The 23,677-nt window shown below is 65.3% G+C and carries 24 protein-coding genes and 3 tRNA genes; 15 read left to right on the forward strand and 12 right to left on the reverse strand.

The features are described from left to right. Positions 1 to 65 precede the first annotated feature (65 nt). The 5 genes from dnaN (at position 66) to gyrB (ending at position 5,901) form a co-directional block, all read left to right on the forward strand. Positions 66 to 1,184: a DNA polymerase III subunit beta gene (dnaN, locus tag ACED67_RS05320; RefSeq protein ID WP_395540532.1), complete on the forward strand. Its 1,119-nt coding sequence runs from the start codon at positions 66 to 68 to the stop codon at positions 1,182 to 1,184. A 55-nt stretch (positions 1,185 to 1,239) separates the two neighbouring features. Further along, a complete protein-coding gene (gene recF / locus ACED67_RS05325; protein WP_395540534.1) occupies positions 1,240 to 2,331 on the forward strand; it encodes a DNA replication/repair protein RecF in 1,092 nt (363 codons plus the stop codon). After that, positions 2,328 to 2,753, forward strand: coding sequence for a VOC family protein (locus ACED67_RS05330; RefSeq protein ID WP_395540535.1), 426 nt, complete (start codon positions 2,328 to 2,330; stop codon positions 2,751 to 2,753). Before recF ends, ACED67_RS05330 begins: the two co-directional genes overlap by 4 nt. Continuing rightward, positions 2,750 to 3,370, forward strand: coding sequence for a LysE family translocator (locus ACED67_RS05335; protein WP_395540536.1), 621 nt, complete (start codon positions 2,750 to 2,752; stop codon positions 3,368 to 3,370). Before ACED67_RS05330 ends, ACED67_RS05335 begins: the two co-directional genes overlap by 4 nt. An 80-nt stretch (positions 3,371 to 3,450) precedes the next feature. Next, entirely contained in the window at positions 3,451 to 5,901 is a 2,451-nt protein-coding gene (gene gyrB, locus ACED67_RS05340) for a DNA topoisomerase (ATP-hydrolyzing) subunit B (protein ID WP_395540538.1), read from the forward strand. A 6-nt stretch (positions 5,902 to 5,907) separates the two neighbouring features. On the opposite strand, the gene ACED67_RS05345 is transcribed toward gyrB, so the two are convergent. Further along, a tRNA-Arg gene (locus ACED67_RS05345) sits at positions 5,908 to 5,983 on the reverse strand. A gap of 262 nt (positions 5,984 to 6,245) precedes the next feature. On the opposite strand from ACED67_RS05345, the gene ACED67_RS05350 reads away from it, so the two are divergent. Continuing rightward, positions 6,246 to 7,283, forward strand: coding sequence for a LacI family DNA-binding transcriptional regulator (locus ACED67_RS05350; RefSeq protein ID WP_395541135.1), 1,038 nt, complete (start codon positions 6,246 to 6,248; stop codon positions 7,281 to 7,283). 18 nt (positions 7,284 to 7,301) lie between these two features. Here ACED67_RS05350 and mtaB read toward each other — a convergent pair whose 3' ends face one another. Continuing rightward, a complete protein-coding gene (gene mtaB, locus ACED67_RS05355; RefSeq protein WP_395540540.1) occupies positions 7,302 to 8,573 on the reverse strand; it encodes a tRNA (N(6)-L-threonylcarbamoyladenosine(37)-C(2))-methylthiotransferase MtaB in 1,272 nt (423 codons plus the stop codon). After that, entirely contained in the window at positions 8,570 to 9,412 is an 843-nt protein-coding gene (gene dapF / locus ACED67_RS05360) for a diaminopimelate epimerase (RefSeq protein ID WP_395540541.1), read from the reverse strand. The genes mtaB and dapF overlap by 4 nt, the downstream gene beginning before the upstream one ends. Positions 9,413 to 9,508: 96 nt before the next feature. Between dapF and ACED67_RS05365 the strand changes: the two genes are divergently transcribed. From ACED67_RS05365 to ACED67_RS05380, 4 genes are all read left to right on the forward strand, one after another. Then, positions 9,509 to 9,584, forward strand: a tRNA-Lys gene (locus tag ACED67_RS05365). Positions 9,585 to 9,670: 86 nt separating this feature from the next. Beyond that, positions 9,671 to 9,746 (forward strand) — tRNA-Lys (locus tag ACED67_RS05370). A 285-nt stretch (positions 9,747 to 10,031) separates the two neighbouring features. Then, positions 10,032 to 10,241 (forward strand): cold-shock protein, encoded by a 210-nt coding sequence (locus tag ACED67_RS05375; RefSeq protein ID WP_395540542.1) that lies wholly within the window; start codon positions 10,032 to 10,034, stop codon positions 10,239 to 10,241. A gap of 109 nt (positions 10,242 to 10,350) precedes the next feature. Continuing rightward, entirely contained in the window at positions 10,351 to 10,590 is a 240-nt protein-coding gene (locus ACED67_RS05380; RefSeq protein WP_395540543.1) for a hypothetical protein, read from the forward strand. Positions 10,591 to 10,596: 6 nt separating this feature from the next. Here ACED67_RS05380 and ACED67_RS05385 read toward each other — a convergent pair whose 3' ends face one another. The 4 genes from ACED67_RS05385 to ACED67_RS05400 all read right to left on the reverse strand — a co-directional run bounded on the left by ACED67_RS05385 (position 10,597) and on the right by ACED67_RS05400 (position 14,142). Continuing rightward, on the reverse strand, positions 10,597 to 11,832 hold the full coding sequence (locus ACED67_RS05385) for a saccharopine dehydrogenase family protein (protein ID WP_395540544.1): 1,236 nt from the start codon (positions 11,830 to 11,832) through the stop codon (positions 10,597 to 10,599). 33 nt (positions 11,833 to 11,865) lie between these two features. Beyond that, positions 11,866 to 12,960 carry a carboxynorspermidine decarboxylase gene (nspC, locus tag ACED67_RS05390; RefSeq protein WP_395540545.1) on the reverse strand — a complete coding sequence of 365 codons (1,095 nt, stop codon included), beginning with the start codon at positions 12,958 to 12,960 and terminating at the stop codon, positions 11,866 to 11,868. A gap of 221 nt (positions 12,961 to 13,181) precedes the next feature. Then, positions 13,182 to 13,886 (reverse strand): winged helix-turn-helix domain-containing protein, encoded by a 705-nt coding sequence (locus tag ACED67_RS05395; RefSeq protein ID WP_395540546.1) that lies wholly within the window; start codon positions 13,884 to 13,886, stop codon positions 13,182 to 13,184. Next, complete coding sequence (locus tag ACED67_RS05400) at positions 13,858 to 14,142, reverse strand: hypothetical protein (RefSeq protein WP_395540547.1); 285 nt, start codon at positions 14,140 to 14,142, stop codon at positions 13,858 to 13,860. Before ACED67_RS05400 ends, ACED67_RS05395 begins: the two co-directional genes overlap by 29 nt. A 277-nt stretch (positions 14,143 to 14,419) precedes the next feature. Between ACED67_RS05400 and ACED67_RS05405 the strand changes: the two genes are divergently transcribed. Next, a complete protein-coding gene (locus tag ACED67_RS05405) occupies positions 14,420 to 14,920 on the forward strand; it encodes a hypothetical protein (protein ID WP_395540548.1) in 501 nt (166 codons plus the stop codon). 6 nt (positions 14,921 to 14,926) lie between these two features. Here ACED67_RS05405 and ACED67_RS05410 read toward each other — a convergent pair whose 3' ends face one another. Together ACED67_RS05410 and ACED67_RS05415 are read right to left on the reverse strand one after the other, a co-directional pair. Continuing rightward, a complete protein-coding gene (locus ACED67_RS05410) occupies positions 14,927 to 15,835 on the reverse strand; it encodes a hydrogen peroxide-inducible genes activator (protein WP_395540549.1) in 909 nt (302 codons plus the stop codon). Positions 15,836 to 15,954: 119 nt separating this feature from the next. Continuing rightward, positions 15,955 to 17,820 (reverse strand): PhoX family protein, encoded by a 1,866-nt coding sequence (locus ACED67_RS05415; RefSeq protein ID WP_395540550.1) that lies wholly within the window; start codon positions 17,818 to 17,820, stop codon positions 15,955 to 15,957. Positions 17,821 to 18,011: 191 nt separating this feature from the next. Between ACED67_RS05415 and ACED67_RS05420 the strand changes: the two genes are divergently transcribed. Together ACED67_RS05420 and ACED67_RS05425 are read left to right on the forward strand one after the other, a co-directional pair. Beyond that, positions 18,012 to 18,443 carry a YeeE/YedE family protein gene (locus ACED67_RS05420; RefSeq protein ID WP_395540551.1) on the forward strand — a complete coding sequence of 144 codons (432 nt, stop codon included), beginning with the start codon at positions 18,012 to 18,014 and terminating at the stop codon, positions 18,441 to 18,443. 1 nt (position 18,444) lies between these two features. Continuing rightward, positions 18,445 to 18,885, forward strand: a complete 441-nt coding sequence (locus ACED67_RS05425) for a DUF6691 family protein (protein ID WP_395540552.1) — start codon at positions 18,445 to 18,447, stop codon at positions 18,883 to 18,885. Here the strand turns inward: ACED67_RS05425 and gph are convergent. Continuing rightward, positions 18,882 to 19,559: a phosphoglycolate phosphatase gene (gene gph / locus ACED67_RS05430; protein ID WP_395540553.1), complete on the reverse strand. Its 678-nt coding sequence runs from the start codon at positions 19,557 to 19,559 to the stop codon at positions 18,882 to 18,884. The two genes, ACED67_RS05425 and gph, sit on opposite strands and share 4 nt — an antisense overlap. Beyond that, positions 19,556 to 20,242 (reverse strand): ribulose-phosphate 3-epimerase, encoded by a 687-nt coding sequence (rpe, locus tag ACED67_RS05435; protein ID WP_395540554.1) that lies wholly within the window; start codon positions 20,240 to 20,242, stop codon positions 19,556 to 19,558. Before rpe ends, gph begins: the two co-directional genes overlap by 4 nt. Before the next feature lie 165 nt (positions 20,243 to 20,407). On the opposite strand from rpe, the gene rnhB reads away from it, so the two are divergent. Both rnhB and ACED67_RS05445 read left to right on the forward strand, forming a co-directional pair. Next, positions 20,408 to 21,040 carry a ribonuclease HII gene (gene rnhB, locus ACED67_RS05440; RefSeq protein ID WP_395540555.1) on the forward strand — a complete coding sequence of 211 codons (633 nt, stop codon included), beginning with the start codon at positions 20,408 to 20,410 and terminating at the stop codon, positions 21,038 to 21,040. A gap of 90 nt (positions 21,041 to 21,130) precedes the next feature. Next, positions 21,131 to 22,252, forward strand: coding sequence for a site-specific DNA-methyltransferase (locus ACED67_RS05445; RefSeq protein WP_395540556.1), 1,122 nt, complete (start codon positions 21,131 to 21,133; stop codon positions 22,250 to 22,252). Between the two features lie 244 nt (positions 22,253 to 22,496). Here the strand turns inward: ACED67_RS05445 and ACED67_RS05450 are convergent, their stop codons facing one another. After that, complete coding sequence (locus ACED67_RS05450; RefSeq protein WP_395540557.1) at positions 22,497 to 23,645, reverse strand: alkane 1-monooxygenase; 1,149 nt, start codon at positions 23,643 to 23,645, stop codon at positions 22,497 to 22,499. Positions 23,646 to 23,677 lie beyond the last annotated feature (32 nt).

A 23,677-nucleotide genomic window follows, 5' to 3' on the forward strand; every position in this document is an offset into this window, starting at 1 on the left:
TGAACCGGTGGTTGCCGGGTAAATGTCGGCACCCCCCTGCCTGGGGACCGGCAGGGGGAAAGACGATGAAACTCTCGATCGAACGCGGCACGCTTCTCAAGGCGCTGGCTCAGGCCCAGTCGGTGGTCGAGCGCCGCAACACGATTCCGATCCTCGCCAATGTGCTGATCGAGGCCGAGGGCAATACGGTCTCGTTCCGGGCCACCGATCTTGACATCGAAGTCGTGGACCGCGCCCCCGCCATGGTGGAGCGTCCGGGCGCCACCACCGTTTCGGCGGTGATGCTGCATGAAATCGTCCGCAAGCTGCCCGATGGCGCGCTGGTGAACCTGTCGGAAGATGCGGCTTCGGGCCGCCTGACCATCACCGCCGGGCGCTCGACCTTCAGCCTCGCCACGCTGCCGAAGGAAGATTTCCCGGTGATGGCGACGTCGGAATATGCCACGAATTTCTCGGCCAAGGCGCCGGTTCTGCGGCGGCTGTTCGACAAGTCGAAATTCGCCATTTCGACCGAGGAAACCCGCTATTACCTGAACGGCGTCTATATGCATGTCGCGACGGGCGAGGCCGGTCCGGTCCTGCGCTGCGTCGCGACCGATGGCCACCGCCTGGCCCGGATCGACGCCGAATTGCCGCAGGGCGCCGATGGCATGGCGGGGGTGATCGTGCCGCGCAAGACCGTGGCCGAACTGCGCAAGCTCTTGGATGACGACGAGGCCGTGATCGCCGTCTCGGTTTCCGAAACGAAGATTCGCTTTGCCACGCCGGCCATCGTGCTGACCTCCAAGGTCATTGACGGCACGTTCCCGGATTACAGCCGCGTCATCCCGACCGCCAATTCCAAGCGGCTCGAAGTGGATGCCAGCGAATTCGCCAAGGCGGTCGACCGTGTGGCCACCGTTTCCTCGGAACGCTCGCGCGCGGTGAAACTGTCGCTCGACGAGGACCGCCTGATCCTGTCGGTCAATGCGCCCGACAGCGGCGCTGCCGAGGAAGAGCTGGCCGTGGCCTATGGCGACGAGCGCCTGGAGATCGGCTTCAACGCCAAGTATCTGCTTGAAATCGCAAGCCAGGTCGATCGCGAGAATGCCGTCTTCCTGTTCAATTCCTCGGGCGACCCGACGCTGATGCGCGAAGGCAATGACACGTCGGCAGTCTATGTCGTGATGCCGATGCGCGTATGACGACGCCCGGGGGTTTCACACCCCCGGACCCCCGTGGGATATTTGGGAACAGAAGATGAAGGGGCTTTCGGTTGCCTCGCTGACTCTGTCGCATTTCCGCAGTCATCGCGCGACGCGGCTCTCGTTCGACGGGCGGCCGGTCGCGATTGTCGGGCCGAATGGCGCGGGCAAGACCAATATTCTCGAGGCGGTGTCGCTGCTGTCGCCCGGCCGGGGCTTTCGCCGCGCCAGCGGCGACGAGCTGTCGCGACGGCCCGAGGCGATTGGCTGGAAGATTTCCGCATCACTGTTCGGAAACGGCATTGCGCATGAGATCGAGACCTTTGCCGAAGGGAATGAGGCGCGTCAGGTCCGTATCGACGGCAAGGCCGCAACCCAGATTGCGCTGGGGCGGCTCGCGCGTGTGCTCTGGCTGGTGCCCGCGATGGACCGGCTCTGGATCGAGGCGGCCGAAGGGCGGCGGCGCTTTCTCGACCGCACGGTGCTCAGCTTCTTTCCCGACCATGCCGAGGCGGCGCTGGCCTATGACAAGGCGATGCGCGAAAGAAACCGGCTGCTGAAGGAAGAGATCGCCGATCCGCGCTGGTATGGCGCGCTCGAGGCGCAGATGGCCGAAGCCGGCTTGCAGCTCGACGCCAATCGTCGCGCCGCGCTGGCACGGCTCGCAGCGGCGCAGGACGGGGCCGAGACCGCCTTTCCCCGGGCCGATCTGGCGCTGATCCATCCCGACGATTGGGGGGCCGATCTGGCCCTTGCGCTGGCCGAGAACCGCAGGCGCGACCTTGCGGCGGGGCGTACACTGCTTGGCCCCCATCGCGCCGATCTGGCGGCCCGTTATGCCACCAAGGACATGCCCGCCGATCAGGCCTCGACCGGAGAGCAGAAGGCGCTTCTCCTGTCGCTGATCCTCGCCAATGCCCGCGCGCTCAAGGCCGAGACCGGCGCCGCGCCGATCCTGCTGCTGGATGAGGTCGCGGCCCATCTCGACCCGGCAAGACGGGCCGCGCTGTTTGACGAGATCGCGGCCCTTGGCGCCCAGGCCCTGATGACCGGAACCGAAGCGGCGCTGTTTGACTCTCTCGGGTCCCGCGGGCAAAGCTTCACCGTCGCCGAAGCGGGCGATGGCCTGTCTTTGGTGCATGAATGACCCCTCAGCGCGTGACCCTGATCACCCTTGGCGTGGCGGATCTGGCCGCCTCCCGCGCTTTCTACGCGCGGCTGGGCTGGGCCGAGCATGGCCAAAGCCAAGAGGGCGTTGCCTTCTTCCAGTTGAACGGCGCGGCCCTTGCCCTGTTCGGAGTCAGCGATCTTGCCGCCGATCAGGGCTGTCCGGGTGCCGCCTTGGGCACGGGCGCCATCACCCTGGCGCAGAATTTCGCCAGCGAGGCCGAGGTTGATGCCGCCTATCAGGCCGCGCTGGCCGCCGGAGGCACGCCGCTGAAAGCGCCGGAGAAGGTGTTCTGGGGCGGCTATTCCGGCTATTGGGCCGACCCGGATGGTCATGTCTGGGAAGTGGCGATGAACCCGTTCTGGCCCCTGGCCGATGACGGCAGCCTGACCCTGCCATGAGTGTTTCCCTGCACGAACTGGCCCTCTATGCCCTGGGCATGGCGGGGCTCTGGGCAGTGCCCGGTCCGGTCTGGGTGGCGCTGATCGCCCGCGCGCTTTCAGGCGGGTTTGCCGCCGCCTGGCCCTTGGCCGTGGGCGTGGCGCTGGGCGATCTGATCTGGCCCCTGGCGGCGATCCTGGGCCTCAGCTGGATCGAAAGCGCCTATGGCGATTTCCTCTCGCTGCTGCGCTGGGTCGCGGCGGCGATCTTTCTGGCCATGGGGGTGATGCTGATCCGCAAGCCCGCCGCCACGATGCGCGCCGACAGCCGGCTGACGAAACCCGGCCTCTGGGCCGGATTCTCGGTCGGCGTCGCCGCCGTGATCGGCAATCCCAAGGCCATCCTGTTCTACATGGGCGCATTGCCCGGCTTCTTCGCGCTGGACCGGCTGACCGTGCCCGATATCGTGGCGATCATCGCGATCTCTGCCGCCATTCCCATGCTCGGGAACCTGGGCCTCGCCCTTTTTCTTGACCGCGCCCGGCAGCTTCTTTCCAGCCCCCAGGCGATGCGGCGGATGAATGTCGGATCGGGGATTTTGCTGATCTGCGTCGGGCTGGTGATCCCCTTCCTCTGACACAAAATCTTGTGTCCTTCGCGTGACAATCCCGGCCCGGGACGCTATAAATCGCGCACAAATACAAGGGTTCCCGACGCATGGCCGAAGCCGCCCGCAAGCCCGCCGAATACGGCGCGGATTCCATCAAGGTTCTCAAGGGGTTGGAGGCGGTCCGCAAGCGTCCCGGCATGTATATCGGTGATACCGATGACGGCTCGGGTCTCCATCACATGGTCTATGAAGTCGTCGACAACGGCATCGACGAGGCCTTGGCCGGCCATGCCACCGAAGTGGTCGTGACGATCCATGCCGACGATTCCGTTTCCGTCTTCGACAATGGCCGCGGCATTCCCGTCGACATGCATCCCGAAGAGGGCGTTTCGGCGGCTGAGGTCATCATGACCCAGCTTCACGCCGGCGGCAAATTCAACAACACCGATGACGGCGGCAATGCCTATAAGGTCTCGGGTGGTCTGCATGGCGTGGGCGTCTCGGTCGTCAACGCGCTGTCGGAATGGCTGGAGCTTTCGGTCTGGCGCAACGACACCGAATATCATGCCCGGTTCGAGCATGGCGAGTGCACGGTTCATGTCCATGAGGTCGGCCCTGCACCGGGCAAGCGCGGCACCCGTGTGCGCTTCCTGGCTTCGGCCAAGACCAATATCCCCGAGGGCACCTTCTCGAACCTCGATTACAGCTACAAGGTTCTGGAAACCCGTCTGCGCGAGCTGGCTTTCCTGAATTCCGGCGTGAGGATCGTGCTCGAAGACGAACGCCATGCCGAGCCGCAGAAGATCGAGCTGTTCTACGAAGGTGGCGTGCGCGAATTCGTCAAATATCTCGACCGCTCGAAGCAGCCGGTGATGAGCGATCCGATCTATATGGTGGGCGAACGCAATGGCATCGGCGTCGAAGTGGCGATGTGGTGGAATGACAGTTACCATGAAACCGTCTTGCCGTTCACAAACAACATCCCGCAGCGCGATGGCGGCACCCATATGGCGGGCCTGCGCGGCGCGCTTACCCGCACGATCACCGCCTACGCCCAGACTTCGGGCATCGCCAAGCGCGAGAAGGTGGATTTCACCGGCGATGACGCGCGCGAGGGGCTGACCTGCGTGCTGTCGGTCAAGGTGCCGGACCCGAAATTCTCCAGCCAGACGAAGGACAAGCTGGTCTCGTCCGAGGTGCGCCCGGCGGTCGAGAATCTGGTGAATGAAAAGCTGGCCGAATGGTTCGAGGAGAATCCCGGCCCCGCGAAGCAGATCGTCGGCAAGATCGTCGAAGCGGCGCTGGCGCGCGAGGCCGCCCGCAAGGCGCGCGAGCTTACGCGGCGCAAATCGGCGCTGGATGTGAATTTCCTTGCCGGCAAGCTCAAGGACTGCACCGAGAAAGACCCGTCCAAGTCTGAAATCTTCCTGGTCGAGGGCGATTCGGCGGGCGGCTCGGCCCAGACCGGGCGCGACCGCAAGAACCAGGCTATTCTGCCCCTGCGCGGCAAGATCCTGAACGTTGAACGCGCCCGGTTCGACAAGATGCTGGGCAGCCAGGAGATCGGCAATCTGGTGATGGCGCTGGGCACCGGCATTGGCCGTGACGAGTTCAACATCGAGAAGCTGCGCTACCACAAGGTCGTCATCATGACCGATGCCGATGTGGACGGCGCGCATATCCGCACCCTGCTCCTGACCTTCTTCTTCCGCCAGATGCCAGAGCTGATCGAGGGCGGCTATCTCTATATCGCCCAGCCGCCGCTTTACAAAGTCAGCCGCGGCAAGTCCGAGGTCTATCTCAAGGACCAGCCCGCGCTTGAAGATTACCTCGTCGAACAGGGCATCGACGGTGCCGTGCTGAAGCTGGCCGATGGTCAGGAAATCGCCGGGCTCGACCTGGCCCGCGTGATCGAGGGCGCGCGCAGCTTCCGCCGCGTGCTCGATGCCTTCCCGACCCATTACCCGCGCCCGATTCTGGAACAGGCGGCGCTGGTGGGGGCCTTCGATCCGGGCCGCGCCGATGCCGATCTTCAGGCCGTGGCCGATCAGGTCGCGCGGCGGCTTGATCTTGTGGCGGTCGAGTTTGAACGCGGCTGGCACGGCCGCATCACCCAGGATCACGGCATCCGCCTTTCCCGCATCCTGCGCGGGGTCGAGGAATTGCGCACGCTCGATGGCGCCATCCTGCGCTCGGGCGAAGGCCGCCGTCTGGCACAGATCGCCGCGCCCCATCGCGACACCTACAAGGCGCCCTCGCGCCTGGTGCGCCGCGACCGCGAGCAGATGATCCATGGTCCGATGGATCTGCTGAAATCTGTTCTGGCCGAGGGGGAGAAGGGCCTGTCGCTGCAACGCTACAAGGGCCTGGGCGAGATGAACCCCGATCAGCTCTGGGAAACCACGCTCGATCCCGATGCCCGCACGCTGTTGCAGGTCAAGATCGACGATCTGGCCGAGGCCGACGACATCTTCACCAAGCTGATGGGCGACGTGGTCGAACCGCGCCGCGACTTCATCCAGCAGAATGCGCTGAACGTTGAGAACCTGGATTTCTAGGCTTGCTGGCGACCCCGGCAGGACTTGAACCTGCAACCTTCCCCTTAGGAGGGGGACGCTCTATCCGTTGAGCTACGGGGCCACGCGTGCCTTACATGCACAATAGGGCGCGGTTAGGCAACATCTGGCTTTTGCAACTGGGAAGGTTGGGGGGAGTGTTCTTGGCCCACCACTCCCCCCAAATCCCTTGCGTCCTGGAGAGAGAGCTTGCAGGACCGCGCGGGGCTTTCGCAGCCTTGCGGCTGTTAGCGGTAACATTATCAGCAGAAACGGGCTTGGACAAGCGCGACCTTTGGCGCTAACAAGAAAGAATATTGCCCGGCGAAAGCGTGACCGTGACGAAAATGCCTCCAGATCCGCGCCGCACCCTGACGCTTCGCGACGTGTCCGAAGCCTCGGGCGTCTCCGAAATGACGGTCAGCCGGGTGCTGCGCAACCGGGGCGACGTGTCCGAAGCCACGCGCGAGCGTGTCCTCGATGCGGCGCGCAAGCTGGGCTATGTGCCAAACAAGATCGCGGGCGCGCTGGCCAGCCAGCGGGTAAACCTTGTCGGCGTCATCATCCCCTCGCTGTCGAACATGGTCTTCCCCGAAGTGATGACCGGGATTTCCGAAGTGCTGGAAGATACCGGCCTGCAACCCGTGGTCGGCGTGTCGAATTATCAACCCGACCGTGAGGAACAGGTGATCTACGAAATGCTGTCCTGGCGCCCCTCGGGGATGATCGTCGCCGGGATCGAGCATTCCGACGCCTCGCGCGCCATGCTGGCCCAGGCCGGGATTCCCATCGTCGAGATCATGGATATCGACGGGGACCCGGTCGACAGCGCCGTCGGCATTTCCCACCGCCGGGCGGGGCGCAAGATGGCCGAGGCGATCGTCGCCGCCGGCTACCGCCGCATCGCCTTTCTGGGCACGCATATGCCCACCAACGATCATCGCGCGCGCAAGCGTCTGGAAGGGTTCGAAGAGGCGCTGGCCAAAGAGGGGCTCACGCTGGTCGAACGCGAATACTATTCCGGCGGTTCGGCGCTTCTGAAGGGGCGAGAGATGACAGAGGCCGTGCTGAAACGCACGCCGGATGTCGATTTCCTCTATTACTCCAACGATATGATCGGGGCAGGCGGGCTGCTTTACTGTCTGGAACAGGGCCTCGACGTGCCGGGCAAGATCGGCCTTGCCGGTTTCAACGGCGTGGAATTGCTCGACGGCCTGCCGCGCCGTCTGGCAACGATGGATGCCTGCCGTCTGGAAATCGGCCGTTGCGCTGCCGAGATCATCGCGGGCAAGCGCCCGCCGGATTCGATGGGGGGCGTGATCGGCGGCGAGGTGATCGAGCTGACGCCGACGCTGCAACCCGGCGACACGATCCGCAAGCCCTAGGGCCGCAGGGCCACTTGGTCAGGCCGTCAGCCGTTCGCCCGCGCTGCCGGTGATCCTGGCGGTCAGGATCACGCCCTCGGGCTGATCTTCCGCAAAGACCACTTCGGTGAATTGCTCGGTGCGGCCCAGGCGCGGCGTCTCAGTCAGGATGCGGTGCAGGCTGCCCTGCTGGCCCGCCAGATGCGCCGCCAGCGCCGCCGCCCCCGCTTCGCGCAGCCGCGCCGCGCGCGCCTTGATCGCCGGGCCGCGCACCTGGGGCATCCGGGCGGCGGGCGTGCCCTTGCGCGGGCTGAAGGGAAAGACATGCAGGAAGGTCAGGCCGCAATCCTCGACCAGCTTCAGGGAATTCTCGAACATCTCGTCGGTCTCGGTCGGGAAACCGGCGATCAGATCGGCGCCAAAGACGATGTCGGGCCGCAGGCGCCGCGCCTCTTCGCAGAAGCGGATGGCGTCGTCGCGCAGATGGCGGCGCTTCATCCGTTTCAGGATCATGTCATCGCCCGCCTGCAGCGACAGGTGCAGATGCGGCATCAGCCGCGGCTCGGTCGCGATGGCCTGCATCAGCATCGGATCGGCCTCGATCGAATCGATCGAGCTGATCCGCAGCCGCGCCAAATCGGGCACCAGTTTCAGGATCCGCATCACCAGATCGCCCAGACGCGGGAGGCCAGGCAGGTCTGCCCCCCAGGAGGTCAGGTCGACCCCGGTCAGCACCACTTCCTGAAAGCCCTTGTCGACCAGGCGCTTGATCTGCTCCACCACCACGCCTGCGGGGACCGAGCGCGAATTGCCGCGGCCATAGGGGATGATGCAGAAGGTGCAGCGATGGTCGCAGCCATTCTGGACCTGCACATAGGCGCGCACCCGGCCGAAACCGTCGATCAGGTGACCGGCGGTCTCCTTGACCGACATGATGTCATTGACCTGCACCTTCTCGGTCGCGCCGATCAGGTCCGGGATCGAAAGGTCACCGCGCAGGCCCGTCCAGGTCTCGGCCTGCATCTTTTCATGATTGCCGATCACCCGGGTAACTTCGGCCATCTCGGCAAAGGTCTCCGGTTCGGTCTGCGCCGCGCAGCCGGTCACGATCACCGGCGCGCCGGGATTCTCGCGGGCAAGGCGGCGGATCTCCTGCTTGGCCTTGCGCACCGCTTCCGCCGTCACCGCGCAGGTGTTCACCACCACCGCGCCTTCCAGACCGGCAGCGGCGGCAAGCTCCTTCATCGCCTCGGTCTCATAGGCGTTCAGGCGGCAGCCCAGTGTGGCGAAAACGGGCGGGGCGGCGTTCATGCCGTCGCTGCCAGGAACTCGGCCGAAAGCCAGCCGTCAAAGACATGTGCCACCGGCCCGGTCATCCAGACGCCATCCTCGCGCCAGTCCACCTCCAGCACGCCGCCATCCAGCTCCAGCGCCACGTGGCGCCCGGTCAGGCCGCGCAGATGCGCCGCTACGGCCGTGGCACAGGCGCCCGAGCCGCAGGCCAGGGTGATGCCCGTGCCGCGCTCCCAGACCCGCATCCGCAGCCGGTCGTGGCCGATCAGGCTGGCGAACTCGACATTGGTCTTCTGCGGATACAGGGGGTCGGTCTCGACCCGGGCGCCCTCACCGGCCACATCCACCGCCCCGGCATCGGCGACAAAGAACACGCAATGCGGATTGCCCATGCCGACCGCGACCGGATCGCCGGGCAGGGGCAGGTGCAGCAGGTCCACCTCGCGCGCCAACGGCACCTCGCGCCAGTCAAGCTGCGGCGGCCCCATGTTCACGCTGACGCGACCATCCGGCAGCCGCCGCGCCGCCAGCATGCCGCGCGCCGTGCGCAGGGCAACCGCCTCCTTGCCCAGATCGCGCATCACATGGTCCGACACGCAGCGCGTGGCATTGCCGCAGGCGCCCGCGCGGCTGCCGTCGCTGTTCCAGAAATCCAGCTCGAAATCCGCGCCCGTCGCGGGCCGAATCTCGGCAAGCTGGTCAAAGCCCACGCCCCGGTTGCGGTCGCCCAGCGCGCGCGCCAGCGCAGGCGTCACGACCGCCGCCTCGCGCGACCGCGAGTCGATCACCACGAAATCGTTGCCCGCCCCGTGCATCTTCATGAAGGGCAGGCCCTGGGGGCGCGATGCGTTGTTCATGGCGCGCATATACGCCCGTGCCGCGCGGCAATCCAGTGCCCGGTGAAGATTCCCGCTTGCGCCCGGCGCGAGAGCGGATTATCCGGGCGCCCGGATGGGCCGTTAGCTCAGTTGGTAGAGCAGCTGACTCTTAATCAGCTTGTCGAAGGTTCGAATCCTTCACGGCTCACCATCCACCTCTTCCCCCAAAATCTTCGCCGCTCTGCAACGGTTTTGGGGTTGACGCCTCCGGGGGGCTTCCTTACACGCCGCAGCCGTGGGCCCGTAGCTCAGTTGGTAGAGCAACTGACTTTTAATCAGTGGGTCACAGGTTCGAATCCTGTCGGGCTCACCACTTGAAAAAAGGCCTGGGCTGTGAAGCCCGGGCCTTTTTCTTTGCCTTCCCTGGCGGCGGGCACCGGCCAATCCGCGCGGGCAAAGGTCAGCGGGCTTGCTTTATCGCGCCTCTGTGCCCATATGAATGACATCGGTCTTGCTGTCGGACGTTGTTCTGTGCGCCCGTCGGCCAGTTCTGGCCCCCCGCGCACTCGACGATCTTCTTTTTCAACATCGATCCACCGGCCTGTCGTGCGACCCGCACGACCGGATGATACATGCGACTGATTGAAAGGAAATCGTCATGCCGACTGGCACAGTCAAGTTCTTCAACACCACCAAAGGCTTCGGCTTCATCGCCCCCGAAGGCGGCGAGGCGGATGTCTTCGTTCATATCTCGGCCGTCGAACGCGCGGGTCTGCAATCGCTGTCCGAGGGCGACAAGGTCAGCTTCGACCTCGTGCGCGACCAGCGTTCGGGCAAGAATGCTGCGGAAAACCTGCAAAAGGTCTGACCGCCGCCGCCTGCCGCCCGGCCTTTGATGTCGGGAGAGGCAGGGCAGACCCCAGGAATGGAAAGGGCCGGGCAAGTTCCCGGCTCTTTCCCTGTCGAAAGGATAGAAAATGGCCAGCAGCTCCACCAGGACATCGCTTTTCCGCGCCAACCCGCCACGGCCGGTCAGCAAGGCCGACGTCACCGATCAGGCGGCGCGCGACATCGTCGCCACGGAAACCGCCCGTCGCCAGGCCGCCTCGGCCCGGCTCAAGGCGTTGCGCGAAGAGCGTGATGCGCTGGCGGCCGCCAATCCCGAACCGGCACCCGCGAAAAAGCCCGCCAAAGCGCGCAAGGCCAAGGCGGGCTGAGGGGCCTTACAGCCACAATTCCCGGTCGCCTTCCGCGTCGCGGATACGGCTGGGCAGGCCGATGCGGTTCAGCAGGTTCACAAAGGGCGCGGGGTCCAGCTCCTCGACATTGGCCATGGTCCCCACATCCCAGGCGCCTTGCGCGATCAGGACCGCCGCGGCCACCGGCGGCACGCCCGCGGTATAGGAAATCCCCTGCGCGCCGACTTCCAGATAGGCCTCCTTGTGGTCGGCGACATTGTAGATCAGCACTTCCGCAGGCTTGCCATCCTTCACGCCCTTCACCAGATCGCCGATGCAGGTCTTGCCGGTGTATTCCGGCGCCAGGCTGGCCGGGTCGGGCAGCACCGCCTTGACCACTTTCAGCGGCACGACCTCCAGCCCCTCCGCCGTCCTGACCGGCTTCTCGCTCAACAGGCCCAGATTCTTCAGCACGGTGAAGACGTTGATGTAATGGTCGCCGAACCCCATCCAGAAGCGCACATCCGCCTGGGGATAGCGGGCCGAGAGCGAATGCACCTCGTCATGCCCGGTCAGATAGGCCTTTTGCGGCCCCACCACCGGCATGTCCCAGGTCTTGCCGACCTCGAACATGCTGTTTTCCTGCCAGGCACCCTGCTGCCAGGAATAGACCGTGCCGGTGAATTCGCGGAAGTTGATCTCGGGGTCGAAATTGGTCGCGAACCAGCGGCCATGCGAGCCGGCATTGATGTCGATGATGTCGACGCTGTCGATCCGGTCCAGCATCCCCTCGGCCACCCGCGCCCAGGCATTGACCACACCGGGGTCGAAGCCCACGCCCAGAATGGCCGTCACTCCCGCCGCCTTGCAGGCCGCGCGCCGCTTCCATTCGTAATTGCCATACCAGGGCGGCGTCTCGCAGGCCTTCTTCGGATCCTCATGGATCGCCGTGTCCATATAGGCCGCCCCGGTCTGGATGCAGGCTTCCAGCACCGTCATGTTCACGAAGGACGAGCCCACGTTGATCACGATCTGGCAGCCGGTCTCGCGGATCAGCGCCGCCACCGCGGCCGTATCCATCGCATCCACCGCATGGGCCGTGAACACGCCCGGCACCTTCATCGCGCCCTTGGCCCGGACGCTCTCGATGATCGCCGCGCATTTCGCCTGCGTCCGGCTGGCGATATGCAGATCGCCCAGCACGTCATTGTGCTGCGCCGCCTTATGCGCCACGACCTGCGCGACGCCACCCGCGCCGATGATCAGGACATTCTTCTTCATTGAGGCACCTCCTCGGGGTTGCGGGGAAGGGGATCAGCCCAGGCTGCTCCGGTAATCGTCATAGGTGAATTCGCGCGCCATGGTCAGGCTGCCATCCGTCTCGCGGATGACGATCGACGGCATCTTCACCCCGTTGAACCAGTTCTTCTTGACCATCGTGTAGCCCGCCGCATCGGCGATGCTGATCCGGTCGCCCACGCGCAGCGGGTTTTCGAACGGGAATTCCCCGAACACATCGCCCGCCAGACAGGATTTGCCGCAGATCATATAGGGATGCGCGCCACTGGTTTCGATCTTGGCCGCCTGGCGATAGATCAGCAGGTCCAGCATATGGGCCTCGACGCTCGAATCCACCACGGCCAGATCTTTGCCGTTGTTCAGCACGTCCAGCACCGTCACCTCAAGGCTGGCCGCCCCGGTGATCGCCGCCTCGCCCGGCTCCAGATAGACCTGCACGCCGAAACGGTCCTGGAAGGCCCGCAACCGCGCCGCCAGCCGGTCGACCGGATAGCCTTCGCCGGTGAAATGGATGCCGCCGCCCAGGCTGACCCAGGACAGCCGCTTCAGCAGATCGCCGAACTCTGCCTCGATCCGGTCAAGCTGGCGGTCGAACAAGTCGAAATCGGCATTCTCGCAATTGTAATGGATCATGAAGCCGGAAATCCGCTCCATCACGCCGTCGATCTTTGCTTTGTCCCATTCGCCCAGGCGGCTGAACGGCCGCGCCGGGTCGGCAAGGTCGAAGCCGCTGGTCGAAAAGCGCGGGTTCAGCCGCAACCCGCGCGCGATGCCCGCTGATTGGTTGTCGAACCGCTCAAGCTGGCTGATCGAGTTGAAGATGATCTTGTCGGCATATCCGACCGCCTCGGGGATCTCGTGATCCGCCCAGCCCACCGAATAGGCATGGGTCTCGCCGCCGAACTCCTCGCGCCCCAGCTTCAGCTCATAGAGGCTCGAGCTGGTCGTCCCGTCCATATGCCGTGCCATCTGGCCAAAGACGCCCCAGGTGGCGAAACATTTCAGCGCCAGAAGGACCTTTGCCCCGGATGCCGCCCGCAAGTCATCCATAACGGCCATGTTGCGCGCCAGTTTGGCGCGGTCGATCAGGTAATAGGGCGTCTGGATCATCGGGTCCCCCAGGGCGCGGCAGGATGAGCGGGGCTATTTAGGCCCCCGCCCCCCCTTGTGCAAGGTTTTGATGATGGTTTCGCGACGCGATGCCACGCTGGGGCGGGCGTTGCGTCAATCCGAAGCGGGCGCCCGTTGCGGAAGACGTTCGGAAGACAGTCGCAAGACCTTGGGAAGATCAGAAAATCAAAACAATTTCAGTGAATTAACCGAAATCCGCCTCAGATCATGCGGATCGCGTCCTTGTCCACGGCCAGCACATAGCCGCGCCGGGCGATGGTCTTGACCAGCAACTCGCTGACCAATTGGTTGCCCAGCGTGTCGCGCAGCCGCTTGACCCGCGTCGCCCCCGCCGCCTCGTCGCAATCGGCCTCGTTGCGCCCCGAGATCACCGCCTCGATCTGCGCGCCGGTCAGCACGTCATCATCCATCCGCGCCTCGGCCAGCACCGCCATGGTCTCGAGCGCCGCCTCGGTCAGCTGGAATTCCAGATCATTGATATAGACCGCCCGCGCCTCGCGGCTGATCATCAGGCTCGACACCTGGATGCCCGATCGCTGGATCGCCCCGATCCGCTTGTTCAAGGCGATGATCATCACCAGAAACACCAGCGCCGCCACCAGCAATGCGGAAGACAGCACCAGCAGCACGAAGATGACCGAGCGATAGCTCGTCAGCACCTCTGAGAACGAAGTGCCTGATTGCGCTAGGATTTCCAGAAGCTTGATCTCTGCCCCGGTGCGCAGGTCGTCGTTTTCCACGAAGATCCGTTCGACCCGCGCGTTGAAGGCATTGGCGTCGGGCAGGTTCAGGAACAGAAACAGCGCCGCGCCAAACAGGATCAGGACGATGGCGGCAATGCCGCCCGTCACCACCCTGTTGCCGGTCTTCAGACTGTCAGTAACGGAGGAAATAGGCCCCGGCACTCGCTTTCCTTTCCGCCAAACCTTCCGGGCCGAATGTGGACAAGATGTTCAGCAAGGTCCAGCCATCGGCCGCCAGCCGCGGCGCAAGTTCGCCCGCCGCCGCCTTCTTGCTGCAATTGCCGTCCGAGACCTGCGCCACACCGTAATGGAGTTGCAGCGGCCCGTCCTTCTTGGCCTTGTAATCGGCATAGCATTCGGCGCTCGCCGGGCCCGCCAGGGCCAGCGCCACCAAAGCCGCCGCGATCGCCTTCATCATTGCTCTGCTCCGTCGGACAGGTTTGCCTGTTCTGTCCCGCACCATGACCCAGCCCCTTGGGCTATTCAATATCGGCGCGTAACCGCCGGGTTGTTATCCCCTAGCAAGCCGGGTTCCGCCCGCCGCTATCGCTTGTCAGAGCCCCGATATTGCCTGTCCGGCGCCCTTGGCCCCAGCTTGGATGCAAGACCACAGGCACCGGGCCCAAGACCCGACCCACCTTATCGAGCGCCGCCCCGCCTTCGCAGGCAAGCCACTGGAAACAAAGGAGAAGCAGATGACCGCCGCCCCCCGCCCCCTTCCCGCCGCCCGGATCATCCGGCCCGACACCGCCACCTCGCCCCGCCGCATGGGCGCCATGCTCACCGCCGGGGCCGCGATTCTTGCGGTCGTGCTGTCGACCGCCGTCCCCGCCCAGGCCGCGCCCGACAGCGAGGACATGCTGAAGACCCTGCTCGGCCTCGCCATCATCGGCGCCATCGCCAATGAGGCAAACAAGGACAACAAGAAGCCCGGTCGCTATGACGATGACCGCTACTACCCGGTCCCGTCCAAGCCGCATAAGAAGAAGGGCTATACCGTCCCCGCCTCCTGCGCGATCCAGATCAGCGGCAAGAAGCGCGACGCTGTGGTCTATTCCGAAAGCTGCATGCTGCGCGCCGGGGTGAATCGCAACCTGCCCTATGAATGCAGCAACGAAGCCAAGATCTATGGCCGCTGGGACACGATCTTTTCCGAGCAATGCCTCCGCAAAGCGGGCTTCCGTCTGGGCCGTTGACCCGGCCTATGCCGCGTCGTCGCGCCTCTCCTGCGCGGCGGCGCGCACGGCTTCTGCGATCTGGCGCAAGCGCCGCTCCAGCGGGTTCGACCGCCGCCAGACCATGCCGATGCTGCGCTGGGGCTGCGGGTCGGGAAAATGCGCCGTGGCCACGGGGGCCGAGCGTGTCTCGACCCGCACCGCCATTTCCGGAATCAGGGTCACGCCGATTCCCGCCCCCACCATCTGCACCAGCGTCGACAGTGTGCTGCCATCCAGAATCTCGCGCGGCCGTGCCGCCGGAACGGTGCAAAACGACAGGGCCTGATCGCGGAAGCAATGGCCCTCCTCCAAAAGCAATAGCCGCATCTCGCCCAGCCTCTCGCGGTCCGGCACCGGGCGGTCGCGGTCACCAAGTGGCCGCACCAGAACGAAATTCTCGTTGAACAGCGGCAATTCGGCCAGGCTTGGTTCCGACACGGGCAGCGCCAGGATCGCCGCGTCCAGCCGTCCGTCCAGCAATTCCTCCAGCAAGCGCTGTGTCACCGTCTCGCGTGGCAAAAGCGTCAGGCCTGGAAAGTCACGCTCAAGCCGGGTGATGATCGCGGGCAGCAGATAGGGCGCGATGGTCGGGATCACCCCCAGCCGCAACACGCCCGAGGGGCTGCCCGAAGAGGCCAGCGCCAGCGCCTCGATATCGGCGACCGAAGCCAGGATCTTGCGGGCATGGGCCAGGAACACCTCGCCGAACCCGGTCAGCCGCAGCCCGCGCGTGCCCCGCTCGACCAGGGGTTGCCCCAGGCTTTGTTCCAGCTCCTTGATCTGCATCGACAAGGCGGGCTGGCTGATCGCGCAATCCTCGGCGGCGCGCCCGAAATGGCGCAGCCGCGCCACCGCCTCGAAATAGCGGAACTGTCGGAGGGTCAGGTTCTTCATCAGGATTTCCGATCGCCGCGCCTGAGGCATAACCTGCCATTATGCGAAAGCCTGGTCCATCCCGGAACGGAACCGGGGGCCGCGCCGGCGACCCCCGTCCCGTCCTGCACGCAAATGGATCAGCCGATGGTCGCGCCATCCTCACGCCAGACCTGGATGATCGAGGATCGCGGCTTGCCCGTGCCATCGGGCCAGCTTCCGCCCGGATGCTGGATGCCGACAAAGGCCACCTTGCGGTCGGCCGACCAGCACAGGCCGGTCACTTCGGCCCCGTTCGGCGCGGTCAGGAAACGGGCGATCTCGCCGGTATCCGGGTTGCCGATCAGCATCTGGTTATTGCCCTGGCCGACGAAATCGCCCTCGTTCGTATCCTCGCCATCGGTCTGGATCCACAGCATGCCCGTCGTGTCGAAGGCCATCCCGTCAGGCGAATTGAACATGTTGCCGTCGGTGATGTTCGGCGACCCGGCATAGGCATCCTTGTGCACAGCAGGGTTGCCCGCCATGACATAGAGATCCCAGTCAAAGCGGTCGGCGCCATGGTCACCGCCTTCCGGCCGCCAGCGCAGGATCTGGCCATATTCATTGGCCAAGCGCGGGTTCGCCGCGTTCACGGGCTGGCCCTCCTCGCCGCGTTTCGAATTGTTGGTCAGCGCGCAATAGGCCTCGGCCCGCGCCGGATGCGCCGCGATCCATTCCGGGCGGTCCATCGTGGTCGCGCCCACCTTGCTGCCTGCAAGCCGTGCGAAGGTCAGCAATTCTGGCAGGGTCATGCCGGTGGTCTCGGGCATCAGGGCCAGCCATTCGCCGGTTAGGTCGTCATTGAACCTGGCCACATACAGCGTACCTTCCGACAAGAGCGTCCCGCCGGGCTGGCCCTCGGCCCAGGTCCCGGTCGAGACGTAGCGGTAGATGAACTCGCCCCGCTCGTCATCGCCCATATACACCACCACACGGCCATCGGCGGCCTGCACCATCTCGGCATTCTCGTGCTTGAACCGCCCCAAAGCAGTGTGTTTCACCGGGGTCGAGGCCGCGTCCGCCGGGTCGATCTCGACCACCCAGCCAAAGCGATGCGGCTCGTTCGGGTTGGCGGTCAGGTCGAACCGCGCATCGTGCTTTTCGTACAGGTAATTGCTCTCGCCCTTCAGGCCATAGCGCTTTTCTTCCGGGGTCTGCTCCCGCTCGGTGACCATGCCGAAGTAGCCGTTGAAATTCTCTTCGCAGGTCAGATAGGTGCCCCAGAGCGTCCGGCCCGAGCCGCAATTGTTCAGCGTGCCCAGCGGCGACAGACCATCCGGGTCAGCGGCGGTCTTCACCAGATCGGTCCCGGCCACCGGCCCGTCCAGGGTCATCGGCGTGTCATTGGTGATGCGGCGGTTATAGGGGCTGTCCGCAACGACCGCATAGCCCTCGCCACTGGCCGCGATTTCCAGCACGGTCACGCCCTGCATGTTCTTCAGAAGCTGCACTTCCTCGGCCGAACGCGGCTTGCCCTCGGCCTCGGCGGGCAGATTGATCTTGGGGTTCACATATTCCGAATTCACCGCGATGACCTGCCTGCCATCCAGCTCGAACAGTTCCATCCCGTCGGTATTCTCGCCGAAGACCTTGTCCGACATTTCCAGCGCCACGCCGGTCTCGGCGCCAAAGGCGCCCTCGGCCCCGGCCACCAGCGCATCGCCCCAGCGCACCAGCGGCTTCCAGGCATAGCCCGCCGGCACCTGGATGCCATGATCGGTGCCGATGCCCACCGGCGTGAAGGCGAAGGCCGCCGCCTGGGCCGGGCGCGTGCTGCCGATCAGCGCCGAGCCAAAGACCGAGGCGCCCGAGCCGATCGCCAGCACACCGCCCAGAAAGCCCCGGCGCGAGATCGCGCGGTCGACCACGGCATCGAACCCATGCCGGGCCGGGCGCGGGTCGCGCATTTCGTCAAAGTCGTCCCAGGACATCTCGTCATGGCTTTGGGTCGGGGTACGGGTCATGGCGGGCCTCTCGCTGGCAAAGGAAACGGACAGGGCCGCCCCTGCGGGCAGCCCTTTCGCCAGCCTTGCCGCCCGGGATCACAAAGGCGCATCAGTTTGTCAAAGATTGCGTAACAACCTCAGGTTGGCAGGCGCTGGACAGAATCGCGCCGTCCTGCCTATCTGGGCGCTTGCGCAGCCAGGGTCACCGGATGGAAACCGCCTTCACGCCACTGCAATCCTTTTCGGGCGGGCTGCTGATCGGCCTGTCCGCCGTGCTTCTCATGGCGCTGCTGGGCCGCATCATGGGGGCGACCGGCATTGTCGCCGGATTGATCTTTCCTGCCAGCCTGTCCGACTGGGCCTGGCGCGCGGCGCTGGTCGCGGGCATGGCCTCCGGCCCGCTGGTCTGGCTGGCGCTCACCGGGCGCTGGCCCGAAGTGCAGGTGCCCGTTGACCCCGGCACCCTGATCGTCGGCGGCGCGCTTGTCGGCATCGGCGTGACCTTCGGCGGCGGATGCACCTCGGGCCATGGCATCTGCGGCCTGGCCCGGCTGTCGCCGCGCTCGCTGGTGGCAACGCTGACTTTCATGGCCACCGCCGCCCTGACCGTCTATATGGCAAGGCATGGGGCAGGGCGCTGAGATGCGGATCGTCCTTGCCTATCTGATCGGTCTGATCTTCGGCACCGGCATTGTCGTGGGCGGCATGGCCAACCCTGCCAAAGTGCTGAACTTCTTTGATTTCACGGGGGATTGGGATCCCAGCCTGCTGCTGGTCATGGCCGGCGCGCTGGGGGTGACGCTTGTGGGCTACGGCATCGTTCTGCCGCGCGCGCGCCCCCTGCTGGCCCCGGCCTTCTCGCTGCCCAGCACCACCGCCATCGATCTGCGCCTGATCGGAGGTTCGGCCCTGTTCGGCATCGGCTGGGGTCTGGCGGGCTTCTGCCCCGGCGGCGCGCTGCCCGCCCTGGGCACTTTCGAGCCTTCGGTCTACCTGTTCCTTGCCGCCATGATGGCGGGCATGGTCCTGGCCCGCGCCCTGTCCGACCGGCTTTCGCGCGGCGCGGCGCGACCCTTCGCCTAGGTCCGCGCGGCGGCGTCCTCCCCGGCTTCCCCGCGCAACAGCAGGCCGGGCAGGCCGTGGAAATCGGCAAAAGCGGCGCGATGGGGCATCGCCTCGACCGGGCCCTTGCGATAGCCCTCGGTAAAAAGAAGGAAAGGCACGCCCGCCGCCTCGGACGTGGCCGCATCCACCTCGCTGTCGCCGACAAAGGCGACCTCATCGGCCTCCAATTCTTCGGCGCAAAGCCGCAGCGGCGCTGGATCGGGCTTGGTCACGGCAAGCCGGTCGCCGCCCACCACCGCCTGAAACAGCGGCATCAGCCCCAGATCGGTCAGCACTGCCCGCGCCGCACCCTCCGGCTTGTTGGTGCAGACCCCCAGCACATGGCCGCGGGCCGCAAGCACGGTCAGCGCCTGCATCACCCCCGGATAGGGCCGTGTCAGCGCCGTGCCGCCCGCATTGTAGTGCGCCAGCACCACCGCCGTCAGCCGGCCATGCTGCTCCGGCGCCAGATCGCTGACCGCCATCACCCGCTCGACCAGCCTGGGCAGCCCATTGCCGATGAAGCGCGTCACCTGCGCCAGATCCAGCGGCGCGCGCTGCTCTTCCGCCAGCATCCGGTTCACCGCCGCCTGTATGTCGGCGGCGCTGTCGACCAAGGTACCGTCCAGATCGAAGATGACCGCGCGTCTCACTGCGCGGCCTCCGCAGCGGCCCGGATCGCCCGGATGTTCTCGCCATAGACGCCCGGATTGCCGACCGAACCGCCCCGGAACACCGCCGATCCCGCGACCAGCACATCCGCCCCCGCGGCCACCATGCCCGGCGCGGTGACCGGATCCATGCCGCCGTCGATCTCGATATGCACCGGCCGGTCGCCGATCATCGCGCGCAGCTTGCGGACCTTGGCCGTCATGTCGATGTATTTCTGCCCGCCGAAGCCCGGGTTCACCGTCATCACGCAGATCAGGTCGGTCAGATCCAGAAGGTCGGTCACCGTCTCGGCCGAGGTTCCGGGGTTGAGCGCCACGCCCGCCTTCATCCCCGCAGCGCGAATCGCCTGCAAGGTGCGGTGGATATGCGGCCCCGCCTCGATATGCGCGGTCAGGATATCGGCGCCCGCCTTGGCGAAGGCGTCGATATAGGGATCGACCGGCGCGATCATCAGATGCACATCCATCACCGTCTTCACATGCTTGCGAAACGCGGCCACGGCGGGCGGGCCGAAGGTCAGGTTCGGCACGAAATGTCCATCCATCACATCGACATGCACCCAATCCGCGCCTTCCGCCTCGATGGCCTGAATCTCGCGGCCGAAATCGGCGAAATCGGCGGAGAGGATCGACGGCGCGATCTTGATCTTGCGGGAAAACGTCATGCGGCAGCCCCTTCATGTCATGCGCCAGCCCGCCCCGGAACGCGCAGGGAGACGCGGATATCTGTCGATAGCGCTTGCGCCACGGCAGGACCAGAGGCAGAGAACCGCCAGAAGCGGCATCTTCCGCCCGCCAAGCCGCCCCTGCGTGCCGCCCGAAAGCCTCCAATGCCCAAGACTGTCCCCGACTTCGCCTTCGAGACCGCCGCCCAGGCGCGCGGGGCGCTGACCGTGGCAGGGGTGGACGAGGTCGGGCGCGGCCCGCTGGCCGGTCCCGTCACGGCAGCGGCCGTGATCCTTGACCCCGCCCGCATTCCGCCCGGCCTGAATGACAGCAAGGCGCTGACCCTCGCCGCGCGCGAGCGGCTGCATGACCTGATCCTGCGCGACGCCCGCGTCGCTGTCGCCCATGCCAGCGTCGAAGAGATCGACGCGCTCAACATCCTTAATGCCAGCCATCTCGCCATGTCCCGCGCGCTGGCCCAGCTTGCCCCCGACCATGCGCTGATCGACGGCAACCGCCTGCCGCGCGATCTTGCCTGTTCCGCCGAGGCGCTGGTCAAGGGCGATGCCCGCAGCCTGTCGATCGCCGCCGCCTCGATCGTGGCCAAGGTGACGCGCGATCGCCTTATGGTGGATTTGGCGCAACAGCACCCCGGCTATGGCTGGGAGGCCAATGCAGGCTACCCGACTCCGGCCCATCTCAAGGCGCTTCTAGATTTGGGGGTCACCCCCGTTCATAGACGTTCCTTCGCGCCGGTCCACAAGATATTGTGCCAAGCTATTTCTGTAACCTCTTGATTCAAAAAAGAATTTGACGCCGAATCGCCTCTGACTCATCCTGTGGACAACAAACGGCACACAAGAGGCCGTGGGGCACAGAGGCAGAGAATGGCGACGAAGAAGATCCCGGCGGAGGGCGACCTCCCGCTGAACCAGATCCTGGCAGGCGACTGCATTGACGTGATGAACAGCCTGCCTGCGGGCAGCGTCGACCTGATCTTTGCCGATCCGCCCTACAATCTCCAGCTCAAGGGCGAATTGCACCGGCCCGACAATTCCCGCGTCGATGCGGTGGATGACCATTGGGACCAGTTCACCTCTTTCGCCGCCTATGACGAGTTCACCCGGGCCTGGCTGGCCGCCGCCCGCCGCCTGCTGAAACCCAATGGCGCGATCTGGGTGATCGGCTCCTATCACAACATCTTCCGCCTTGGCGCCGAATTGCAGAACCAGGGCTTCTGGCTGTTGAACGACGTGGTCTGGCGCAAGTCGAACCCGATGCCGAATTTCAAGGGCAAGCGCCTGACCAATGCCCATGAGACGCTGATCTGGGCCTCGCGCGGCGAAGGCGCGAAATACACCTTCAACTACGAGGCGCTGAAGGCCCTGAACGAAGGCATCCAGATGCGCTCGGACTGGGTCCTGCCGATCTGCACCGGGCATGAGCGGCTCAAGGATGAAAACGGCGACAAAGCCCATCCGACGCAGAAACCGGAAAGCCTGCTGCATCGCGTGCTGGTCGCCACCACCATGCCGGGCGATGTCGTGCTTGACCCGTTCTTCGGCACCGGCACCACCGGCGCCGTTGCCAAGATGCTGGGCCGCGATTTCATCGGCATCGAGCGCGAGGAAAGCTATCGCCAGGCCGCGGCCGAGCGTCTGGCCCGCGTGCGCCGCTATGATGCTTCGGCGCTGGAAGTCACCGGGTCCAAGCGCGCCGAACCGCGCGTGCCCTTCGGCCAGGTCGTGGAACGCGGCATGCTGCGCCCGGGCGAAGAGCTTTACTCGATCGGCAACCGCTACAAGGCCAAGGTTCGCGCCGATGGCACGTTGATCGGCACCGAGATGACCGGATCGATCCATCAGGTCGGCGCGGCCTACGAACGCGCGCCCTCCTGCAACGGCTGGACCTATTGGCACTTCAAGCGCGATGGCAAGATGATCCCGATCGACATCTTGCGGCAACAGATCCGGGCCGAGATGGAAGCAGAGGCCACTCGCCCGAACTGACCCCCGAACAGGACGGGTCCACCGAACGCCTGCGTTTCCGGACCGCCCGGAACCGCCACTGCCCCGCCATGTCCGCATGGCGGGGCCTTTTCTTTTGCGGCTCCGTCAGGTGGCGCTTGCGGAAGACCTTCGGAAGACAGTGGGAAGACGTTCGGAAGACAATCAAATTATGGATTTCAAACGCAAAAAGCCGGGCGCTGGGCCCGGCCTTCATCATCTGTAAACGTCCCGGCGCAACACAGGGTCAGGGTGCGCCGCGCGGCATTGGCATAGCCCCCTTGTTATAAGGCTTCCAATCGGTGATCTCGGGATAGAACCGCTTCCGCCAGGCCCGGACGCGCGGGTTCATCACCCGCCGCCACAAGGGCGGCACCATCGCGGTCAGGCTCATCACCGGATAGCCATAGGGCAATTGCGGCGCCTCCTCCTCAGGATAGGTCTGCAAAAGCGGAAAGCGCCGGTCGGGCTTGTAATGGTGGTCGGAATGGCGCTGAAGGTTGATCAGCAGCCAGTTCGACGCCCGGTGCGAGGCGTTCCAGCTGTGGCGCGGCAGCACATGTTCATAGCGTCCGTCGCCCATGTGCTTTCGCGTAAGCCCATAATGCTCAATGTAATTCACCAACTCCAACTGCCAGACCGCCACGCCCGCCTGGACCAGGAACAGACCCAGCCCTTCCCATCCGCCCAAAGCCAGCGCCATCACCAGGAACGCCGCCTGCAAGATGGCATAGCGCCAGAACGGGTTGCTTCTGTGCCAGACCGACAGCCCCTTGCGCGCCAGCATCGCCCGTTCTGCCGCCCAGGCCGAGTGCAGGCCATGCCGAAGGACGCGCGGATAAAAGCGGTGGAACCCCTCATTGTATCGGGCGCTCACGGTGTCGCGCGGGGTGCCGACATACAGGTGATGCACCCGCAGATGTTCAGTGCGGAAATGGGAATACAGCACGCTTGCCAGCAGCAGGTCGCCCAGCCAGCGTTCCAGCCGGGATTTCTGGTGCATCAACTCATGCGCATAGTTGATACCCACCGTGCCCGACATGATCCCCATGCCGAACATCAGGCCGAATTTCTCCCATCCTCCCAGATGGTTAGATCGGGGCAACTCCCAAAGCATCGTCGCCAGAACCGCCAGTTGCAGCGGCAGCCAGACCAGCGTGACCAGCCGGTACAGCAGCAGGTCGCGGTCGGGCGTGGCCGGGTCGGCATTGTCGGGATTCAGTCCGGTCAGCGCGTCGAGCAGGCTGAACATGCCCCAGGAATACAGCGGCAGCAGCAGCACCCACAGCCCGCCCCAAGCGATCCCGATCAGCGCCAGCGGCACTGTGCCCAGCGACAGCCAGAAGGGTAGCGCGCTGGCGGGGCGGGTCAGGACATCCGGTGCGATCTGGGCCATGGCATCTTCCTTTGCGGCCCTGATCTTACGCC

Source organism: Neotabrizicola paludis (assembly GCF_044142105.1).
Classification (GTDB): Bacteria; Pseudomonadota; Alphaproteobacteria; order Rhodobacterales; family Rhodobacteraceae; genus Pseudogemmobacter.

What these genes read in the sequence shown, in the direction of transcription:
- dnaN (WP_395540532.1), top strand. Translation starts at nt 66, where the DNA reads ATGAAACTCTCGATCGAACGCGGCACGCTTCTCAAGGCGCTGGCTCAG.
- recF (WP_395540534.1), top strand. Translation starts at nt 1,240, where the DNA reads ATGAAGGGGCTTTCGGTTGCCTCGCTGACTCTGTCGCATTTCCGCAGT.
- ACED67_RS05330 (WP_395540535.1), top strand. Translation starts at nt 2,328, where the DNA reads ATGACCCCTCAGCGCGTGACCCTGATCACCCTTGGCGTGGCGGATCTG.
- ACED67_RS05335 (WP_395540536.1), top strand. Translation starts at nt 2,750, where the DNA reads ATGAGTGTTTCCCTGCACGAACTGGCCCTCTATGCCCTGGGCATGGCG.
- gyrB (WP_395540538.1), top strand. Translation starts at nt 3,451, where the DNA reads ATGGCCGAAGCCGCCCGCAAGCCCGCCGAATACGGCGCGGATTCCATC.
- ACED67_RS05350 (WP_395541135.1), top strand. Translation starts at nt 6,246, where the DNA reads ATGCCTCCAGATCCGCGCCGCACCCTGACGCTTCGCGACGTGTCCGAA.
- mtaB (WP_395540540.1), bottom strand. Translation starts at nt 8,573, where the DNA reads ATGAACGCCGCCCCGCCCGTTTTCGCCACACTGGGCTGCCGCCTGAAC.
- dapF (WP_395540541.1), bottom strand. Translation starts at nt 9,412, where the DNA reads ATGAACAACGCATCGCGCCCCCAGGGCCTGCCCTTCATGAAGATGCAC.
- ACED67_RS05375 (WP_395540542.1), top strand. Translation starts at nt 10,032, where the DNA reads ATGCCGACTGGCACAGTCAAGTTCTTCAACACCACCAAAGGCTTCGGC.
- ACED67_RS05380 (WP_395540543.1), top strand. Translation starts at nt 10,351, where the DNA reads ATGGCCAGCAGCTCCACCAGGACATCGCTTTTCCGCGCCAACCCGCCA.
- ACED67_RS05385 (WP_395540544.1), bottom strand. Translation starts at nt 11,832, where the DNA reads ATGAAGAAGAATGTCCTGATCATCGGCGCGGGTGGCGTCGCGCAGGTC.
- nspC (WP_395540545.1), bottom strand. Translation starts at nt 12,960, where the DNA reads ATGATCCAGACGCCCTATTACCTGATCGACCGCGCCAAACTGGCGCGC.
- ACED67_RS05400 (WP_395540547.1), bottom strand. Translation starts at nt 14,142, where the DNA reads ATGATGAAGGCGATCGCGGCGGCTTTGGTGGCGCTGGCCCTGGCGGGC.
- ACED67_RS05405 (WP_395540548.1), top strand. Translation starts at nt 14,420, where the DNA reads ATGACCGCCGCCCCCCGCCCCCTTCCCGCCGCCCGGATCATCCGGCCC.
- ACED67_RS05410 (WP_395540549.1), bottom strand. Translation starts at nt 15,835, where the DNA reads ATGAAGAACCTGACCCTCCGACAGTTCCGCTATTTCGAGGCGGTGGCG.
- ACED67_RS05415 (WP_395540550.1), bottom strand. Translation starts at nt 17,820, where the DNA reads ATGACCCGTACCCCGACCCAAAGCCATGACGAGATGTCCTGGGACGAC.
- ACED67_RS05420 (WP_395540551.1), top strand. Translation starts at nt 18,012, where the DNA reads ATGGAAACCGCCTTCACGCCACTGCAATCCTTTTCGGGCGGGCTGCTG.
- ACED67_RS05425 (WP_395540552.1), top strand. Translation starts at nt 18,445, where the DNA reads ATGCGGATCGTCCTTGCCTATCTGATCGGTCTGATCTTCGGCACCGGC.
- rpe (WP_395540554.1), bottom strand. Translation starts at nt 20,242, where the DNA reads ATGACGTTTTCCCGCAAGATCAAGATCGCGCCGTCGATCCTCTCCGCC.
- rnhB (WP_395540555.1), top strand. Translation starts at nt 20,408, where the DNA reads ATGCCCAAGACTGTCCCCGACTTCGCCTTCGAGACCGCCGCCCAGGCG.
- ACED67_RS05445 (WP_395540556.1), top strand. Translation starts at nt 21,131, where the DNA reads ATGGCGACGAAGAAGATCCCGGCGGAGGGCGACCTCCCGCTGAACCAG.
- ACED67_RS05450 (WP_395540557.1), bottom strand. Translation starts at nt 23,645, where the DNA reads ATGGCCCAGATCGCACCGGATGTCCTGACCCGCCCCGCCAGCGCGCTA.